Genomic DNA, 20059 nt, shown 5'->3' on the forward strand with positions numbered 1-20059 from the left:
CTCCGTGAATGTTTACGTTATTGTCAGCGTTACCGAATCTAGCTGTGAGCACAACCGATAAGGCAAAGGTAGTAGTCGTTTTAGCCAAATGCAACCTGGGTATTTTGTGGTTGGGAGACTGGGGTCTGTGCCTTTTCAAATGCATAGCTATATCCAAATAAACCGGCCGCTATTAAACAACTCACACTAACAACTCCCAACGGAATTGAAGCAATAGCGATGCTTACAATGAGTAATCCCAAACCAACGATTGTGAAGCCGCCGGTTAGCAAGCCCAATATCAAATGACTGTCAAAACCATTTTTCTTGGTTTCAAGTGGCTTAGCCATCTTTGCTATTGTCAAAGGGTTTGTGCACACCGATGAAATCACTCGCTTCATTTTGAACCAATCATCATCACTCGAATCAATGGTAAACCCAAATTTTTGGTACAAACGAAATGCACCTGTATTGGTCTTTCTAACTTGTAGCCGAACCTCTGTTTGAGTCTGGTTTGCCAGGGTGGTTAAGGCCATGTCCATCAACCGATTTCCAATCCCTTGATTCTGCATCCCAGGCGCAACACCAAAATTAGCAATATGAAACCCATCAGCAAACTGCTTAACAAAAATATAACCACAAACTGCTCCCTGTTCATCAACAGCCACAAATGAATTATTTTCGCCAAAATAATACTCAAACGCTTCTGTCGGCCAGACCTCTTCAAGCGGGAAAATAATTTTATCTAACGCAGCTATCTTGTCAAATTGCGATTTTTTTAATAATTGAATGGTGTATTTCATAACGTATGTTTATTTCTTTGATTTTAGCACCCGCATTATAGCAAGCTAAGATTAAGGTTATATTAGGGGGAATATCCAATACAAATGGGTCCTTTGTATCGGACAAAATACACAGAACTAATACGTGCCCGTGAGCGTGCCCATACCCGTGCCCGGATTTAACGAATTAAAAGATATACTTTGATCTTGAAGCAGCCCACCGAAAAATAGTGAACTGTGACCATTATAAACCGGGTACGGGCACGGATTAGCTATTAGTTTTTGTCCAGTCCCAATCACCAGTAGCCCCCATTAGCCAAAGGCGTCATGGGGGATACCTCATCTGCAGAACCTGCATTACGAATGCAGGCTACACTATAAAAGATGATAAAGGACAATATGGGGAGAAAAAAAAATCATATCACGCGATTAGCCACCAATGAATTCTCGCTTTATACCTAAAAGCCACTCTCATCGAAGGAATTCAATGACTTTTCCTCATCCGATAATCGGTTTTCCTCTTCTTCGTCAAGCCATTGACCATATATTTACTACATTGTATAATTTCTACCATTTTGGGGTGTGTTTGGACTATCTATCGTTAAATTTCCCCCCCGTAATTATGTCCACTAGGTATCTGACATGCTTGATTTAACCGGCAATAAACATCTTCCTTTAAACAAAGGAAAATCATTCCATTCATTAAGTTATGCGCAAAAAAACAAAGGGGCTATCGATATAATAATTAACGCTGCCCTGACGCAAATGGATGAGGCTTTAGAAAATTTCATCCAGTTAGAGGAGAAGTTTGTTGATACGTCAAATCCAGATTATAAAGCATGGGTCTCAACGTTAGCCCAAGAATTGAAAGAGGACAGAAAGCGGATTGTCGAAATGGTTCAAACTATCCGTGACGATAAGCAAATGCCACTCTACCAGCAGCTGTCTTTAATTCATACCCTGTTTGTCGATTATCGAATAAAGTTCAACCAAAGTCGGTATAGCGTACCCAAAAGTGAAACAGGAACGACGCCTGATTCCCTTAGTCCGATAACATTGGCACTTATAACGCTAAGTAATCTCTGTAGTGAAATAAGCGACACGTTTATTGACCCGATAACTGACAACATCGTATATCTCACCAATAAGTATTATGATCCTACCAAATTCGAGCTCAAGGATGTGTTAGAAAACCTTGAGGAGATTACATTTCTTCAATTAGTGAAAAGAAAAAAGTTTGGCTATACTGAACAAAACATTAAAATCATTCCAGCCACCCTGAACTCTAACTTGTCCCCATCCATCTATATGTTAATTGAAGGCGATAATGCCGTCAGTCAAAATGATTACAAATTGCACTTTAGCTTGCACCCTTCCCCACAAAATTTAGCCAAGGCCTGGGATATTGCCTTAAAATATTTTTATAAATACCCTCAGATTTGCTCGATGAAAATCATTCATCCTGCCCTTGCCGCAGTCGAAATGCAACCGGGTAAACACATGGTGATGTATTTTATTGATTTGAAGGATGATAATCAGCATCAACAAGCATCCAACCATGCAGCGATGATGATTGTTGTGAAAGCGATGATCCAAGAATGGATAAAAAATGGTGTTAAGACTAGCGAGAAAAAATCCCCATGACGGCCTCGATATTGATGGTAATGGCTTTGCATTTGCCAGTGGGCTAATCCAGCAAAGCACGGGTGAATATATATTTGCGCAAGACAGGGATGACAATCTGTGTGAAAAAAACCCCTTTACCAATGCAAACGTGATTAACCGAGAAGCGTTAAAAAATACAGGGCAACTGCTTCAATCCGATTTAACCTCACTGCTAGAAAAAGTTTTCCCTTCGACGTATTTGCCTGGCCTAGCGATTCGAGGGCGCATTAAAGAACTTAACCAAGAAATAGAGCGATTGTTGAATTGTGAAGACCAAGATCCGGTGAACCTAACCTATGACATTCGCGAAGTGCTCAATCGGGTTCGCGCTGTCATTGAGAAATCACCAACAACGCTCCTATGCAATCAAAAGAAATTCGACGAATTAATGCGCGCATTTGAAAAGCACTACCAAGCATTTAATCAAATTCACCACGAGTGCCGTGTGCGCACAAGACATATGGCAAACGTGTTGCTTGACGATGAGGTAAAGCGCCGACAGAAAAATGGTGAAACGATACTATTTCTCAACGAAGAGGAATCAAAAGGTCTCAATTCAGAATCGTCAAAATCACTTAACCAAGACCAAACGAGTGAGCAAACACTTGGACAGGAACCAGCGCAAAAATCCGATACGATGACATCTCAAATTGATACAGCAAGCATTAACCCAATAACGACAGAAAAAAAATCACCTGTGGCATCCCATTCCTTGTTTAGCTCAGGCACCATCCCTTCGGATAAGATGGGTCCTCGCGAGACAGAAACACCGTTATTAACTAAAAAAATAGACACTGAAAAAAAACAAGGGGATATGGATGAGTCATACCGTAAAGCCCATTCACAATTAACACAGCTAATTTCAAACTCCAAAACATTGGATTCACAACTTAAACTAAAAGTCGCTGAATTAATTAACGAGACTCATGAGATATATCAATCCAGTCGAGCGCCCACAGAACCATTGGTCAATGTGCTTTCCAAAACCCATGATTTACTGACTGATACCGTTTCAGTCGATGACTATATGAGTGAAGCCTCCGATTTGCATGCACAATTCCCAGCAAGCAAGCTGTTTTTAGGGCTAGCCATGAAGATGGTGGGGGTTGCCATTGTTTTTGGTGGTATCCCAGCAGTCACACTTTTAGCGTTCTGCCTCATGCCATTCCCGCTCACGCTCGTTGCCGCTTTTATATGCACGGGAGCAGCAGCTTTGACCGCCCTAGTTGGCGGAGGGATGTGGCTAGGAGGTGAGCATATTTTAGAAGATGACCTCAACAAAAATAAACTTTCCGGGATTATGGAAGACATCGGAAATATAAAATCGAGCGAGACAAATACATCCGCTAGCTTGTAACGAATTTAGCAATGTGCCGCTAAGATAAATATATCGCACCACCGGTTCGGGCCACTTTTTTCCACTCACATTGTGCCCCATGATAGCTGAGCGCTGTTACATCCGGCTCAGCAGGGCCTGATGCTGACACCACAAAAACACAAACAGGCGATTCAAAGGCTTGTGTATCCTGCTTCACTGCGGTGACCGTGTAAGCGATATCAAATGTTGCATCCAAGGAAAAGCCAAAGCCATAAGTCATTGGTGTATCAGGGCGAGTATGCCCTGTTTCGATAGGCTGGCATGCCTTGTCGACAAAATAACCATTTTGATTAATCACTTTTAACGTCACTTGCCATTCACCCTTGTTTGAATAAATCGGATGCCATGTGTGAATGGCGCATTGGGAAAAGGCCCATGATCTTGAACCAACGAGCAGCATAAGAACAAAATTTAACCAACAAATCCTTTTCATGATAATCTCCTACAAAATCATCTAATGTAAATAATAATTCTATCCAATTCAACCGAGCCGTGAGCTGGGCACGGGCACGGGCACAGGCACAGGCACAGGCACAGGCACAGGCACAGTTTAGCTTAGGGTATTTTTTTAACCGGACCTAGAGCAATTTCAACAACTTAGTTTATACTTAATAAAAGGCGGATTAATTAGGATAACCATATGAAAGTAGGTGCGTTTTTTCGCAATAATATTCTGATTATTGCGGGGCTTGGGCTGCCTGCGTTGGTCATGATCATTTTCATGGTATCGACGATGATACCAACAAAAATTGAAAACCCACCGAAATATAGTTTAGTGTTCGCTATCCAGGATTACTCTTCAGGCAACCAAACACCCATCAGTGTGAACTTCGTGGTAAAAGATGGCATCTTATATGCGCAATACACTAAAAATGCCAATTCAAGTTATTACTATTGGAAGAAATTATATCTCTATGATGCTAAAACTGAAAAAATCAAACAGCTATCATTTGGATTACCAACCAATATCGACAAAATCGAGGGTGTGCAGGAAGCCGTCGTGGAATCAACACAAGGGTTAAAGCTGGATACTACCTTGCAATCCCCTGATGGGTATCAATTGCTGCAACAATGTAATACACGCCCTACTGGCCTTTTTGGCGAGTTGTTTATTGGCAGCCGATACAATTACCCTTGCCTTAAAAAGGGAGGAACTGATATCCGCTTAATGGGGAAAGCTGAGAAAAATTATTATTACCCTGGTAGCATTCAATTTATAGGTTGGGTAATATCATGAATCGAAATGAAGCACTCGAGGAGATAATCGCCCTTGCCAAGCGCCATGGCCTGACACCGACAGATATTTCTGAAGCGCTCCAATCTTCCGATGAATCAGCAACACCGCGCAAAAAAAATATCATCAACCATGTTTTCGGTTATATGGGTGGTCTTCTAATTTTCGCAGGCATCGTCATTTTTATTGGCATGAAGTGGGATGACATTCATATCGTAGGCCGGATATTTCTGACGCTAGGATTTGGACTATGCTTGCTTATTATCGCCTTAACTTTTTCTCAGAAAGCCTCGCTTGAAAAAGCGGCAACGCCGTTATTCCTTATTGCGGCAATCCTACAGCCCATTGGTATTATCATTTTTCTACAAGAATACACAACCGGCACGGACCCCGCCAAAGCAATTCTGTTTATTAGCCTATTGCTATTGTTCCAACAAGGGCTCATTTTTCTTGCCACACAACGCACTGTCTTGCTGTTTACTAGCGTATTTTTTATGTATGGGGCCTTTATTTCGGCATTTAGTTTGTTGGATGTTCCCTGTCGGACAACCTGGCTCGTGCTTTCCTTGTCGTTAATTCTTTTGACATTAGCCATCACTAAAACACGTCACCAACCATTAACGCCCCTCCTCTTTTTAATAGGGAGCATCAGTTTTTTCTGTGTGACGTTTGATCTTTTGAAACGCCACCCCTATGAAATTTTCTATTTAGGCATAAGCTGTGCCTTCGTTTTCCTCGCGATTTCTATCCGTAGTCGAACCTTATTGGCAACCTCAACACTTGCCACTCTCGCCTATATTGGTTATTTCACGGCGAAACACTTTCCCAACACCATTGGATGGCCAATAACCTTAATAATAATGGGAATGCTCTTAATCGCACTCAGTTCCTGGGTGATAAAATTAGATCGTAAATATATCAAGCGAAAGAAGGCAATCCATTGATATTTCATTTCACAGCCACCCTAAAAGATGTGTATACTGGTAGAAAAAAGAGTCAGGATTAACGATTGATACGCACATGCCAGTAGCCAAACGCTCCATACTTTTTGTCGCTTTTGTTTACCTAGTATCTTGCAGCTTGTTAGTCAGCGCAAACCGTGTCAGTAAAAATCCACCGAGCATTCACCCAGAAAGAGCAGCTTCTGCAGAAGCATATCCCTACCCAAGCAATTTATCGGGCGATATTACCTTTGTTAGTAACTATCTATCTTATGGTACCTCCAATACCAACAATTTACCCGCCCTTCAAGGCTCGATAACTTACACCCTGCCTTCTCAACTTTATGTCAGCTTATGGGGATCTAACATCATTATTGAAGGCTGGAAGCAATCGCTGGAATTATACCCTACTATTGGTTGGATGGGGGGAAGTAACGCTTGGGAATGGTATGTGTTTGGTGCATATGACGCCTATTTCTTCCGCCCCTTGGTGCCCAACCCAAGCTACTTTGAATTTGAGGGCGCTATCACTCGCCATTTTTCCAAAGTGAACCTGCGTGTTGGGATGACTGGTTCCCCCAATTATTACGATAACTCTGGAAAAACAATTTATCCTTTTATTCGTCTCGACATCCCTTTACAAAACGATTATGAAATCCAGACCCAATTAGCCCACTCCTTCATTGAGAATAATGCCCGCTATGGGGTACCTGATTATACAGCCATTCGACTTGGCATAATAAAAGCAAAATTTTTTGGGGAACTCGATGGAGCGATTTATTTTTACGCAACAACGATTCCTAAATCCCAATGCTTCCCTGAAGGCCCCGGACTGCCTCCAATCGTTAATTCCTGTGGGCCGGGCGCATTCATCACATTAGGCCGATCATTTGGCTAATTGCACTCCAAAAAACGAGTTCCTCTTTCATTATGCAGTAGATGCGACATTTATTCATGAAATCACTTTGGCTATGAAACCCTAGAAACCTCGCCCTCCACTTCATGCCTGACTCTTCTACACAAATATAGAATTTACGGGGAAACGTCAGATTTTTTGCAGGTCGGGAGAAAATGATTCAAAAAAAGCGCAGCATACATCAGTATGTGAGCACTTTTTTGAATCATTTTCTCTCGAGATGCGCCAAATATGACGTTTCGGTGAGAAGTGACCAAGAGACAGCGCTTCATGCGGAGGGTCCAGGAACTGAGATGTTTTTAATTGTAACGATAGTTCGATATCCATGGATCCTCCGCATTCGCGGAGGAAGACAGAAAAAGTATAAAGCGGGATTGAATTGGGAAGTTATTTCGTCAGTTTAAATGAAAATTTAATTATCCTTTTTTGGGGAGGGATCTGGGGTTTTTTGAAGATTTAGCAGATTCTTCTTCCTTTTCTAATTCTTTTTCGTCAAAAAAAAGAGGGCCAATTCTTGGGACTTGATTCTCCGTTGTCACAAAGAGAATCATCGTACCAACATCCGCATAAGCATGGGCGAACAAAGACAAAAAGAATACCCCTAAAATATCGCATGCTTTATTTGATTCAACCCCGACGAGGGTTTCAAATACTTTGCAAATCAGCAATATGGCAACAAATAGGATAACAAAATAGTGGGGATTCGGCTTGATGATTTTTTGACTCTTTGCTTGATAAAAGTTCGCGATTTTATCTTGAAGGCCATATGGTATGGGCTGCTTATTAAGAATAGCTTCTAATCGCCGGCCGTTTGAAAGCGCTGAATTTTTCTTAGTTAACGTTTGTGTAAACGATGGAACCAGAATTCGCAACCCAATGGACAGCGGAAATTTTGTGGGCTTGGAAAAATGGAATGCCTCGGATACCCATTCCGATAAATCAGGCACTTCGATTTCAGAGTCTTTTAACAATTCGTTGATATCATGGAAATAAAACGCTTTTAGTTTGGGTTGATAGCCAATGAAGACAATGTGTTCGTTAGCTTCTAACGTAAATGCCACAGGGAAATCAATATTATTCTTAATCAGTAGGCTTTTGTAGTGATTGAAACAAGCATTGAGCTCCGATTTAGTATAATGACGAATAGTACTTTTGACTATTTCATATCCCCCTTTCCTCGCTAGTGCATTGGACATCAAAAGATTGTTTAAAAATAGTTTTTCTTTGGCAACTTGACTATCCATGTTTTGTATTATGCTGAATTCATTGATATGCTCCATGCCTTTAAAGCCTTCAAAATCTGGCTGATTTGCTTGTATAACAACAATATTTTGCAAAACAGCAAGGCATTCTTGTTGCATTGTTTGAGGGATCGTTTTGTAAAAGTTGTGGCGGATTCTCTCTCTGACTTTTGTGCGAAATTCTCGGGCAAACTCCTTGATTGAAAATGGCTTTACAATAGTATCGTAGTAGTTAATTGCCTCCTGATATGACCTTAACACGAGCTTGTTAAAGAGTTTAATTCGTGTATTGTATTGAAAAAAACCTTGATGGCCGAGTAGAAATGCATTAAGGGCAGCATGTGTTTCTCCATAACACATCCCCTCGCTGAATTTATAAAATCGGGGAAAGAGGCTTTGCAGTATACGTATCAAAAATAATTGACCATTTTTGAAGTGGATGTTTTTATTAGCTACTGTTTGCAGCGCTTTCTGCGTTTTTCCGACTAAGACTTGCTGGGTAATTTTAGTTTCATAATAACTCGCGTGATGGGGCCCACTATCGGTAAGATTCGAATCAATTGATTCGTCCTCCATCGATTCAATGTCATCACTATCCGTTTTGCCAATCACCTTTTCCTTCATACGATTAGTCCCTAATCCTCGTGCTAACAATAGCTAAAATTAAGCCTTCACTATTGTCATGCTGCGTCCCTAGCATTATTGCAGCGCGTTAAACGCCGCAATCACTTTTTTGAAAGATATCCAATATTCTATTCAAGTGTTGATGGATAAGGAGATCATTGTTGAACGCGCCTTTCATGAAAACTACTTGTGAAATACAAAAAAAGAGGAAAAAAATCCCTAAGTGAACGTGGTAATACCTATCCATTCAATCAGGCTAGGCAATTCCGTAGGGAAAATCTTTGTAATCCTTAAGCCATTGTCGAAGAAAAAACGGTTAAGCCAACGATTGCCATATGCGCATCGACATGTTTCAATCGTAACGCAGTTTGTGACCATTCGCCAGCCCCTAGACCGGAGGTAAGATTGCCAAGGTATTGATACTTGTAGCCTACCGTCACTAATAGATTTTCTTGAACAGGCTCTTGAACGCCGATGCTAGCTGAGTAGGTAGCATTGATTGGTTGATTATCAGCAAACGCGGGGGTTGTTCTTGGTGTCACATTTTCCCTTGCATTTTCATGGTATCCTTTAACATCAATGGTGGCGACGCCGATGCCAAATTGCGCATAAGCCTGTGTTTCGTTTCCTAATGGCATGATTAAACGATTCACCACCATCAACGTATTGGGTTGAATATACCAATGATAACGATAGCGATGAGAGGAACTTAAGGAATATTGCATCACTGAATCGCCAATATCTTGTTTAGCAAAATGTTGAAACGATAGCCCAATCCAATATTGGGAAAACCAATTGCTCTGACATGGTAACATTAGCCCCGCCGTTACCCCAACCATTGCCTGACTGTCGTGTTTGGTCAAATAAGTATCATTAGTCATACTGTTCGTTGATAAAGAGCCATTTTGGATGGTAATACTTGAAAGATTAGACAATCTAGCCAGACCTGCATCTAAGGACGCAAACGATTGGTTAGCAAACAACTGTTGATTCGAAAAGCTCAACAGGCCTATACATCCAAACCGAATAAACCGATTCATAATAGTCAACCTGATAGCAAGAGACAGACGCTTCTATAAGGAAACATCCCAAGCGACATTTCCTAACTCCTTAAGAAAAAAATCTTCTTAATGTTAGCGAGAATTATATACCCGTGATCATTCAAAATGCGAGGCCTTGGCTGCCTTTATTTTTGCAAACAACTTCTAAAATAATTTTCTTCATCAGGACTTACGAAAAACCCCAAGGTCGAGGCAAAAAAAGTTTTTAATGAGGGAGTTTAGATTAAGTAAAAGACCGAATTAAAAACTTTTTTTAACGAAGAGATTGGGATTTTCTCGTAAGTCCTATTCATTTTACCTTCTCCCCAGGCATGGGGAGAAGGTGCCCAACGGGCGGATGAGGGGTTGTTGAATCGAAGTGACTTTCTTGATGGGTGGCAACGTCGGATTGAAATGCCTACACCGTCATTTGCGTCGACACCGTTTTATCTTGGCCCATCACTTCGAGTTCATTTTTAATCAATCCCCAATGCCCCAGTGTGTAATGCTCGCCTATGTTGGGTTTATAGTAATGCATAGATTGACTCCCCAGCAGTTTATTCAAGGCATCGAGTAGATAAGACGATTTCGAGTGATTATGAAAGCGCGTTGATGGATTGGTGAAGAACTTATCCAACATGTCAATCACCTCCTTCTTGGAGCATGCCGCCTTGAACATTGCTACCATTTCGAGTGCTTTATCTTTCCCCGAATTACCGTGACGGAAACCTGACAGCCACCCAAGATCGTTACTGGTAGTGCTACCATTTTTGGATTGATTCGCGTAATTAGTAAGCCCTTCAGTCAAAGCTACAATTAACCCTTTAGGAATGATGCTGTCTGAGGTGCTGCTGATCGTACCCATAGTCTGGGATATCGCCTCACTGGAAGCATGACGCTGATACTTTGATGGCAACTGGCGTTTAGGACCCATCGGACGATCAAGGTTCAAATGCTTGAGCTTTGGAGCCTTTGTCTCTTCGACAGGTGATTTACCAGTAGTTAAAGGTTGTGGCGCAGGAGATTGGGATGGTAATGAACTAGCACCGAATAAGCGTCTATCAATCAATTCACTTTTTCGCGTTTCAACAATCCCTGCTGGAATTTGAGAATGGTGATTAATCGCCCCTGATTCCTTATTTTGATGTTTAGACGGCATAAGTACTTCCTTATAAAATAGTTCATACAAAAGCTAGGCAATATTGACTATCCTAAGGGCAATATAATCAATTTTAAAATAAATATCTATTACTTTTGCAATCCTAATTTGATGTAAGACAAGATTTTGCCTGAGCAAATACATGCTAACAATCCACTAAATTCTGCACCCAGATAGGCTGAATACGATCAAGCATATTGCCTATTTATTTTGCTTACTGTAGAATATTAACCCGTCACAATTGGGCAATTGAGCTGGATAAGTTGTTGGCCTTATTACAATGGTGTCTAACGTAGCTTTCCGAAAAAAGTAATCAAATTTAATGCACAGAAGATCGCGTTGAATTTGTGTATTGAACGAATTCAAATTAATTGACTTAAATTTCAATGGGTTAAATAACTCCAAAAGAATTAATTTAATTCATTAACGTATTATGGGTACTCTTGTTAATGAGTGATACCCGGCCGGTTCAATATTAATTAACCATTAATCTTTATTTAGAATGAGGCTTGGATGTGTGGATTTATTGCATGTTATTTAAACAATGAAACGATTGAACCAAACAGATTTGAACAATCTCTGAAGCTTATTCAACACCGCGGTCCCGATCAAACTTCTGTTTGGATATCTGACGATAGGCATGTTGCTCTTGGGCATGTCAGACTGAGTATCCTTGACCTACAAAATGGCTCTCAACCATTTATATCACCTGATAAAATGATATATGCGGTTGTGAATGGAGAATTCTATGATTATCAAGCCATTCGAAAAGAACTGATAAAAAAAGGCTATTCCTTCAAAACAAATTGCGATAGTGAAATTTTAATCCCTTTGTATCAAGAATACGGTGTTAACTGTTTAGATCATCTTCGAGGAGAATTTTCATTTGTCATTTGGGATAAGCGCAATGGTAGTATTTTTTGTGCAAGGGATAGGTTTGGGATAAAACCAGTATATTATTCAATCAAAAATAATAATTTGTATATTGCATCAGAAATCAAATCCATTATAAACCTTGGCATCCCAGCAATCTGGGACAATGATGCGGTTTATATGTCAAATAACGGAATTTATCAACAAGAAAGGACTTGTTTCAAAAATGTATATTCTGTAAGGCCGGGGCATGCTTTTATTTTTCATCCAAATCAAAGCAACTTAAGACATATAAAATATTGGGATCTGCAATATAAAGCACCACAATCTTTGGATATCAATGAAAAAGAGTATATCGAGGAATTTAAAAATAAAATTACAGATTCCGTGAATGTCAGATTACGATCGGATGTTTCTTATGCTTGTTATTTAAGTGGCGGGCTTGATTCAACCGCTGTGCTATCTTTAGCATCCGAACTAAGCCATAAAACCCCAGACGCATTCACAATCTCATTTCCCGGAAAATCAATTGATGAACTCGAGTTAGCAAAGAAAACAGCAGATTATCTTGGGGCAAATCACTACTTTGTTGATGTAACTGAAAAAGATATTGTTGACTCTTTACCAACTTCAATTTGGTATGGGGAGTCTCTTGTCTGCAACACACACGGTGTTGGATTATATTTGCTGAGCAAACTGGTAAATCAAGTGGGTCATAAAGTGGTCTTAACCGGCGGTGGCGCAGATGAATTGTTTTTTGGATATGAATTTTTTAGAGAAGATGCGCTAAAAAATAATTTGATGGGATATTCTAAGAACAAACTTGATCAGCTGCTTAACGAACTGCGCGCCTCTTCAATTGCACCTGGAATGACTGCGTCCGAAGGAACAATGCATTCTGATTTGAGTCAGTTTGAAAATACATTTAATTCCATTCCATCCTTGTTATCTATTTATATGGCGAGAGCTAGTCGATTTTCAAAATTCTATAACGCGGATTTCCAATCTTACCTATCAGGTAAAAATCCAATCGATATGTTCATCAAAGACGTCGAACTTATTCGACAAAAAGGACTAGGTGTCTTAGAACTATCTTCTTATATGTTTTGCAAATCAACTTTGCCAGGATATATATTGTCAACTATTGGCGATAGAGTTGAAATGGCTAACTCAATAGAAGGGAGGGTTCCTTTTCTAGATCATCATGTTGCAGAATATGCACAACAATTACCAACTCAACTTAAAATAAAAGACGGCGTTGAAAAATATATACTAAGAGAAGCAACAAAACATATTTTACCCCCGTGGATTTACGAAAGAAGCAAACAACCTTTTTTCGCACCTGAATCGAGTGGTGAACTCTATGATTTTATGGGGGATGTCTTTCACAGCGATTTACTTAAATACTCGCCTTTTTATTGCCAAAAATCTGTTATCAAATTATACAAAAATTACTATTCTCTCGACGCTAAAAACAAAATCTCGACCGACTATATTCTGACAGAAATTATGTCGACTTGCCTTTTGCAAAAGGCATTTCGTTTAGAAGCAAGTCAAGTAAGTAAATCTGATGCCTTAGTGTTTTAAATTGACCGGTTATACTATGAAAACAATTGGATTATTATGTGGGCTAAGTTGGGTTTCAACCCAAATATATTACGAAACAGTCAATCGATATATATCCCATTCGCTAAAAGGAGTTAATTCTGCCCATATGATCATGAATAGTCTGAATGCTGCCAAGGTTGTTTCTCTTCTTAAAAATGATCATCGAGATCAGTTGGAATCATTGCTTATTAATGAATGTCGTAAACTAGAAAGTGTTGGTTGTGATTTTATCGCTATCACCTGTAACAGCGTTCATGCATTTTACGATTCAATACAAGAGGCCTTAAATGTGCCCGTAATCCACATTATAGATAGCGTTGCGAATTTATTAATTAATCAACGAATAAAAAAAGTCGGTGTTATAGGAACACAATTCACAGTTAAAAATTGCCTTTATGACAAATATTTGCAACCTTTTGGAATAGATTCGATATACCCGAGTAACCATGAAATAAAACGAGTCGATGATATCATTTTTAGTATTTGCAGTGGTGAGATGCCATCAAATAAAGAAAAACAGATAATACAGGAAATTTGCGACAGATTAATAAATAGCGGTGCTAAGGCCATTGTTCTTGGATGCACTGAACTTGGAATGTGCATTGATTCAAGAACGGATGTTCCCCTTTTTGATTCAGCAGTAATACATGCAAAGGCTTTAGCAAGTTATTCCATAAATAAGGAACAAGAAAACCCAAAATTTATAAATTCAAAAATAGGGTTTCATCGCGAGCCTGAAATGGAACTGATCTATGTATAACGAAAGTTCAACACTAAAAAATATTTCATCGAACCTGAGAATGATTCTTTTAAATAAAGAGCAATACCACTTAGCCAATCAATGCTTTGAATCCAATTATCCAAATATTACATTTGTCAAATCAGTAATAGAACATAAAATGCCTGGCAATATATTGATAGATTCCTATGAAAATCCCCGCTCAGCTTTTGTGCTCACCCAAGGGCCTTATGGGTTTCTGTCAAACAATTTTGATTTTGGTAGAGTCAAGAACCTGCGGAATATACTAACATATAGTACACATAATAATCCTGCTTTCAAACTAATGGTTGAATCGTCTCCCTCAGAGCTGATTAAAAATTGTGATGATTTAACGATTATTGATAGACTGCATTTTAATTTTAACCAAACAAATATCAACATCCATGATGAACCCCATCTTGAAAATCTCACCATGAGACAAGTTGATCATGCCATATTTGATAGATGTAATTGGAAAGGATTAATGCTTAGCCTCTATGGATCAATCGAAAATTACTTAAAGCACGGTGCTGGTTTTTGCCTATTGCATAATAAGCGCGTGGTAAGTGAAGCGCATGCGATCAGAAGCGATAATTTTTCTGAACTTGGCGTATTTACTGATCCTATGTTTAGAAATCGTGGTTTATCGACGGCTGTCTGTCGTCATTTACTTTCCTACTGTGTCAATCATCATTCTCAACCAAAATGGACTTGTGACACCATGAACAAAGCTTCTTATAAGCTGGCATTAAAATTGGGATTTGACCATTCTTATAATTACCAAGCGTTGGCTCTCATTAACCGCCAAAAAATATAATTGTTTTATTTTTGATCAATTGTGGTGAATTGCTATACTATAGATGAGTTACATTGATTAATGGATTAAGAAAATGTCACTATTTAATTTATTTGGATTAAGAGTATCTCAGCAAATAATTAACCCAGAAGAACTCGCTGTGCATTTAAATAGGATCAAAAAAAAATCGCCAGAAGAAATGACCGACGATGAGAAAGCTCAAGTATTAAACATTTATACTGCCATTTACCCTTCTTTACACGAAATTCCAGCCCAAAGACAAGCCTCCCATAATATATTTTTTACAATATATACGTTTATATTTTCAGCATTTGGCTATGCTATTTTTTCAAATCACCAGGAATGGATTCAGCTAAGCCTGCATAGCAAAATTATACTCCTGGTTTTCGTCGATTTCTTCTTTTTATGCCTAACTTATATCTGGAACAGAATGCTTCGGGCTTATGTCAATTTTAATTATATGCTGATTATGGTTACCCAAAATCTCGAGCAATATTTGCCAGTTCACCCACTTAGTAACTTATTTTTAATCTCTGAACAACTGAATATACCGACAAATTTGGCTGAGGAAATGGCCGTAATGCCCAAATTATTGGCTATTTTGTCTGTTGTTGCTTCTGTTATCGTCATATTTATTTGAAAAGTCCAAGGTTACATGACTTTTATCTATTCGCTGTATTCAATATCAAATTTCTTAGATCAGACTAACAACTTTACGATGATGACTACAAGGTCATACAATCTTCCTGTCATCAGGGTATTCCTTAATATCAATTATTTTTCGCGAAGCATCCGGGTGCTTTTCATAATTTCTCAAATAATAACATAGGTCATAGCTGACATATCAGAATTTTTTTTCATCCAAAATGAGCAATATCCACTTGCTTGACAACAACCAGACGAAATGCAATTATTGCCCAACAAGATTATTTTATTATCTTATTGATATAGGGAGAATTATCATGTCAGAAATATCCTTAAAAAAGGTTACAGACCAAGTTAGCTCAAAGGTAACCTTGGGTGAAGTTATCGATGAATTTAGCAAAGGATTTCAATATCTTACCGATACCCAAACTGATAATGAACAAGAAAAAAATGATTCAAAATCTGAACGTCATACACGCTGGTATGAGTTTGGCTTTAGCCTATTTTCTAAGAATGCGTTAACTGAGCAGAAAGTAAAGCTTGCCCAGGGGCTAAAGAAAAATTTAGCGGATTTAAAATTAATCAACGGCGAAGAAGCATTCGATACGCATAAAGAAGCATTGATTCATTTGTTATTTAATGCCTTGAAAAATGGGATGGTTCAACGCTTCAAATTTGGCGAGATAAAACAAAATAATCGGAGTCTGCTAGGAAGCGTAGACTCAACGATAGAACGTTATGCCGTTGCACAAAGACCAGGACAATTTGAAAATATGATTCGTCAAGGAATAAGTCAAGTAACTAAGTCATACCCCGAGCTAGAAGATGATTTTGTTTCCTTATGCGATTTCTTGGACAGCCATCTCGACCTTAGTGTCAAAGTATTTTATGAACATACCGTACTGATCAATGGTCGCATAGAATATCGAGGTAACTATGAGTCGAAAATGGCTACTCGCTATCACGATGAAAAGGCCCGAGAGACGTTTGCTTCTAATCATGTACAACGGTTAACACTTTAATCATTTTAATTTTTTCCCATATTACGGCGTCGCCTAATACGGGCTACAAACTAGGCTCCTCAAAACGGCAGATTCTAAAATAATACCCTAGCAGCCCATTCCACTAATAGTAATTCTTACAAATTCGACTATGCTAATTATATGCCTGTGATCATCTAATCGTTGTTTTCAAATTAAGGATGCGATTGTGAATAAACAATTTGACGCTATTATCATCGGTACCGGGCAAGCAGGCCCTTCTTTAGCAGTACGCCTAGCGAATACCGGTTTAAAAGTCGCTATTATCGAGCGACATAAATTTGGTGGCAGTTGTGTAAATACAGGTTGCATACCCACAAAAACGCTGGTTGCTAGTGCCGAAGTTGCCCATCAAGTGAATCGCGCCAGCGAATTTGGCATAGATATTCAAGGTTCCATCAAAACCGATATGAAAAAGGTCAAAGCACGCAAAGACAGCATTGTTCACAAAGCAACAACGGGTGTTGAAAACTGGTTAAAAAACACGCCCAATGTCACGGTTTTTCATGGACAAGGTCGATTCATCAACAACCATACCATTCAGGTGAACGACGACACCCTTCATGGAGATAAAATTTTTATCAATGTGGGAGCACGTGCCAATGTGCCGCCGATGGATGGAATCGATAAAATCGCTTATTTAACTAATTCGTCTATCTTAGATTTAGATATCGTCCCCAAACATTTAATCGTGGTAGGAGGAAGTTATATTGGGCTTGAGTTTGCCCAAGTTTTTCGACGTTTTGGTGCGAAAGTCACTGTGTTGGAACGAGCCCCTAGACTCATTGCCCGTGAAGACGACGATGTGTGTGATACGGTGCTTGAGATCATGGAAAAATCCGGCATTGATGTCCGCTTAAATAATTGTTGTGTCGCCTTTTCTCCTGCAGGAAATGAAATTGATGTCCATATCAATTCTGAAGATAACAAGGAAACAATTCGCGGTTCCCATGTTTTAATCGCCATTGGTAGGCAAGCCAACACGGACGATCTCGGTTTAGAAAATACCGATATTGAAGTGGATAGCCGCGGGATTATTGTGGTGGATGAAAAATTATCGACAACCGCCAACAATGTATGGGCACTTGGCGAATGCAACGGGAAAGGGGCGTTTACCCATACTGCCTATAATGACTATCAAATTGTAGCAGATAACCTCCTACAAAACGCAGGGCGGAAAGTCACCGATCGCCTCATGGCTTACGCACTGTATATTGACCCACCCCTAGGGCGATGTGGCCTGACTGAAGCACAAATTCGTCAAGCGGGTTATAACGCATTGGTTGCCAAACGTCCCATGACCCAAGTCAAACGCGCCGTCATCAAAGGAGAATCCACGGGTTTTATCAAAATCATGGTCGATGCAGACAGTGAAAAGATTCTTGGCGCCGCCGTGTTAGGGGTGAATGGTGATGAAATTATTCACTCAATACTTGATGTCATGTATGCCGACAAACCTTATACACTCATTCGCGACGCAGTCCATATTCACCCAACTGTATCCGAATTGATCCCAACTACCTTGGAAAATTTGAAACCATTGGAGTAATCGATTCAAATAGAAAATAGCCTGACAAATCATCCAACCAACTTAAAGAATTTTATACCGGACAATTTTTTAAATAGCCGTCGTTGCGAATGAAGTGAAGCAATCCAGAACGGATTTTGTTCAGAGGTCGAACTGGATTGCTTCGCAAAGCTCGCAACGACAGGGCTATTATGAAATTGTCCGGTAAAACGCTTAAAGACCTCAAAAACTACCATCTTTGCCCGCTCGCAATCGTTGGTGGTTCGACTTTTAGGGATAGACACATTTTTTAAAAATTAGACTTATCCCCAAGCGCTCACGTCTCTCGGTGGATCCCAGAGATTTTTACATGAAATTTGAATTTCATTAACTTTGGTTGAAACTCTGGCGGAGTGATGAAAGTTTGTGTAAGATAGTTTCGTACGCCCTAGGATTGACTGCTGAGGTCGATTGGTAAGTTATTGACGGGAAGTACACGGGGCGTTGTATTTAAGGAGAGACACTATGAGTTATACCAGCATTAAACGTGAGGCTTACCCAGAAGGCTTTGCGACCATTGCACATGAATATCTTACAAAAAATAAATCATCGACTGGCTGGAGCATTTTTGGCGGCCATAACAGCCATGAATTCGCAGACTCACTCAAGGATCTACAAAAGCGAGAATGTACGGATGTGGAAAAATGGGTAAGCATGTGTATCATTTATATACGCATGAATAACCCATCAGGAACCCTAGCGAAAAAGATGAGATCCCTTGTCTCTAGTATATATCCTGAAGAAACTGTTGAAAGCTTACATAAAAAGCTACTCTTCGAATTAGGCGGTCATTCGCAAATATATCACGCTATCGGGCAAGAATACCTCGATAGCTATCCCAAAATAGATTCTGGCGTGTTAGGGTATGGATCTCATACCCATCAAGAACACGCCCAAGCAATTAAAGCGGCAAAAAATGATTACCAAGGCGCCGCATTTTGGGTGTATTTGTACCATAAATACAAAAAGGTGAATTGCACAGGAAAGTTAGCAAATTCCATCGCCAATGTCTTTGAAACCCACTTTCGCGATTCAATGAAAAATATCATTTCCACCCTGGATTTAGACAGTTTTTCGGAAGATCTAGAAGACGCTAAAAAGATAGCAATTAAATTAGAATCCGCCGATGAAAAGCGTTGGCACATCAAGATTTTAGAAGACCTTCACGATCGTTCGACAAACACCTACCTATCGGGTAGTAATGAGTCGAATAGCAAAGAAGTCAAGGTTATCTAGAACAGAGAAATGTAAGCGCCATCCCGACATCAAACAGGATAATGCAATATCCTGTCCAGGTGGCGCCCTCTCATTGCCATTCATGTTAAGGCAAGCTAGAACGAATTCAGGTTACACAGCTTTTCTAGAATAACTGCGATTTGTCGGCGTTGATAAATCCATATCATCACGATTGGGACGAAATCGTAATTTGGCTTTATAATCATGCTCCTGGTTAAAGCTGTCTATACAATCTTGCAACTGCTTTTCAATTGTTTTCATGGATTTTTTATCAGACTTTTTCAAAACCATTTCTAACGCAACGGGATAGCCTTGATCTTCGCAACAAAACTTTCTAATTTGACATAAGTCCGATTGAAAGTTCTTTTGGATATCAGGCAGAACTTGCCTATTCCAATTATCGATACTTTCCGGAGAGTATATATCAAGACTTGCCACATCCGATTGAATAACAGCATAGCCATAATGGGAATTATATGTTCCTGATGAAAAAGTATTTAATTGAAGCTTCATTTTATATCCTTATAAATTAAACCACTCATCACAATCTATTA

18 protein-coding genes are annotated in these 20059 nt (G+C 39.5%); 12 read left to right on the plus strand and 6 right to left on the minus strand.

The window, feature by feature from the left end:
- Positions 1 to 80: 80 nt before the first annotated feature.
- Positions 81 to 782 carry a GNAT family N-acetyltransferase gene (locus tag AB3348_RS11755; RefSeq protein WP_367607783.1) on the minus strand — a complete coding sequence of 234 codons (702 nt, stop codon included), beginning with the start codon at positions 780 to 782 and terminating at the stop codon, positions 81 to 83.
- A gap of 621 nt (positions 783 to 1403) precedes the next feature.
- Here AB3348_RS11755 and AB3348_RS11760 point away from each other — a divergent pair.
- Positions 1404 to 2405 carry a hypothetical protein gene (locus AB3348_RS11760; RefSeq protein ID WP_367607784.1) on the plus strand — a complete coding sequence of 334 codons (1002 nt, stop codon included), beginning with the start codon at positions 1404 to 1406 and terminating at the stop codon, positions 2403 to 2405.
- Positions 2371 to 3783, plus strand: coding sequence for a hypothetical protein (locus tag AB3348_RS11765; protein ID WP_367607785.1), 1413 nt, complete (start codon positions 2371 to 2373; stop codon positions 3781 to 3783). The genes AB3348_RS11760 and AB3348_RS11765 overlap by 35 nt, the downstream gene beginning before the upstream one ends.
- Before the next feature lie 19 nt (positions 3784 to 3802).
- On the opposite strand, the gene AB3348_RS11770 is transcribed toward AB3348_RS11765, so the two are convergent.
- On the minus strand, positions 3803 to 4237 hold the full coding sequence (locus tag AB3348_RS11770) for a hypothetical protein (protein ID WP_367607786.1): 435 nt from the start codon (positions 4235 to 4237) through the stop codon (positions 3803 to 3805).
- Between the two features lie 207 nt (positions 4238 to 4444).
- On the opposite strand from AB3348_RS11770, the gene AB3348_RS11775 reads away from it, so the two are divergent.
- The 3 genes from AB3348_RS11775 to AB3348_RS11785 all read left to right on the plus strand — a co-directional run bounded on the left by AB3348_RS11775 (position 4445) and on the right by AB3348_RS11785 (position 6877).
- On the plus strand, positions 4445 to 5041 hold the full coding sequence (locus tag AB3348_RS11775) for a hypothetical protein (RefSeq protein WP_367607787.1): 597 nt from the start codon (positions 4445 to 4447) through the stop codon (positions 5039 to 5041).
- Entirely contained in the window at positions 5038 to 5982 is a 945-nt protein-coding gene (locus tag AB3348_RS11780) for a DUF2157 domain-containing protein (RefSeq protein WP_367607788.1), read from the plus strand. The genes AB3348_RS11775 and AB3348_RS11780 overlap by 4 nt, the downstream gene beginning before the upstream one ends.
- Positions 5983 to 6058: 76 nt before the next feature.
- Positions 6059 to 6877, plus strand: coding sequence for a TorF family putative porin (locus tag AB3348_RS11785; protein ID WP_367607789.1), 819 nt, complete (start codon positions 6059 to 6061; stop codon positions 6875 to 6877).
- 434 nt (positions 6878 to 7311) lie between these two features.
- Here the strand turns inward: AB3348_RS11785 and AB3348_RS11790 are convergent, their stop codons facing one another.
- The 3 genes from AB3348_RS11790 to AB3348_RS11800 all read right to left on the minus strand — a co-directional run bounded on the left by AB3348_RS11790 (position 7312) and on the right by AB3348_RS11800 (position 10959).
- Positions 7312 to 8760: a hypothetical protein gene (locus tag AB3348_RS11790; RefSeq protein WP_367607790.1), complete on the minus strand. Its 1449-nt coding sequence runs from the start codon at positions 8758 to 8760 to the stop codon at positions 7312 to 7314.
- 290 nt (positions 8761 to 9050) lie between these two features.
- On the minus strand, positions 9051 to 9800 hold the full coding sequence (locus AB3348_RS11795; RefSeq protein WP_367607791.1) for a hypothetical protein: 750 nt from the start codon (positions 9798 to 9800) through the stop codon (positions 9051 to 9053).
- A gap of 418 nt (positions 9801 to 10218) precedes the next feature.
- Entirely contained in the window at positions 10219 to 10959 is a 741-nt protein-coding gene (locus AB3348_RS11800) for a hypothetical protein (protein ID WP_367607792.1), read from the minus strand.
- Between the two features lie 513 nt (positions 10960 to 11472).
- Between AB3348_RS11800 and asnB the strand changes: the two genes are divergently transcribed.
- From asnB to AB3348_RS11835, 7 genes are all read left to right on the plus strand, one after another.
- A complete protein-coding gene (gene asnB, locus AB3348_RS11805; RefSeq protein ID WP_367607793.1) occupies positions 11473 to 13419 on the plus strand; it encodes an asparagine synthase (glutamine-hydrolyzing) in 1947 nt (648 codons plus the stop codon).
- A 16-nt stretch (positions 13420 to 13435) separates the two neighbouring features.
- Positions 13436 to 14200 (plus strand): aspartate/glutamate racemase family protein, encoded by a 765-nt coding sequence (locus tag AB3348_RS11810; protein ID WP_367607794.1) that lies wholly within the window; start codon positions 13436 to 13438, stop codon positions 14198 to 14200.
- Complete coding sequence (locus AB3348_RS11815) at positions 14193 to 15017, plus strand: GNAT family N-acetyltransferase (protein WP_367607795.1); 825 nt, start codon at positions 14193 to 14195, stop codon at positions 15015 to 15017. Before AB3348_RS11810 ends, AB3348_RS11815 begins: the two co-directional genes overlap by 8 nt.
- A gap of 73 nt (positions 15018 to 15090) precedes the next feature.
- On the plus strand, positions 15091 to 15657 hold the full coding sequence (locus AB3348_RS11820; RefSeq protein ID WP_367607796.1) for a hypothetical protein: 567 nt from the start codon (positions 15091 to 15093) through the stop codon (positions 15655 to 15657).
- A gap of 322 nt (positions 15658 to 15979) precedes the next feature.
- Entirely contained in the window at positions 15980 to 16684 is a 705-nt protein-coding gene (locus AB3348_RS11825) for a hypothetical protein (RefSeq protein ID WP_367607797.1), read from the plus strand.
- A gap of 187 nt (positions 16685 to 16871) precedes the next feature.
- On the plus strand, positions 16872 to 18251 hold the full coding sequence (locus tag AB3348_RS11830) for an FAD-containing oxidoreductase (protein WP_367607798.1): 1380 nt from the start codon (positions 16872 to 16874) through the stop codon (positions 18249 to 18251).
- A 483-nt stretch (positions 18252 to 18734) separates the two neighbouring features.
- Complete coding sequence (locus tag AB3348_RS11835) at positions 18735 to 19505, plus strand: hypothetical protein (RefSeq protein ID WP_367607799.1); 771 nt, start codon at positions 18735 to 18737, stop codon at positions 19503 to 19505.
- A gap of 111 nt (positions 19506 to 19616) precedes the next feature.
- Here AB3348_RS11835 and AB3348_RS11840 read toward each other — a convergent pair whose 3' ends face one another.
- Entirely contained in the window at positions 19617 to 20018 is a 402-nt protein-coding gene (locus tag AB3348_RS11840; RefSeq protein WP_367607800.1) for a hypothetical protein, read from the minus strand.
- Between the last annotated feature and the right edge of the window lie 41 nt (positions 20019 to 20059).

Source organism: Legionella sp. W05-934-2, assembly GCF_964199965.1.
In the GTDB taxonomy this organism is placed as follows: Bacteria; Pseudomonadota; Gammaproteobacteria; order Legionellales; family Legionellaceae; genus JAFIFT01.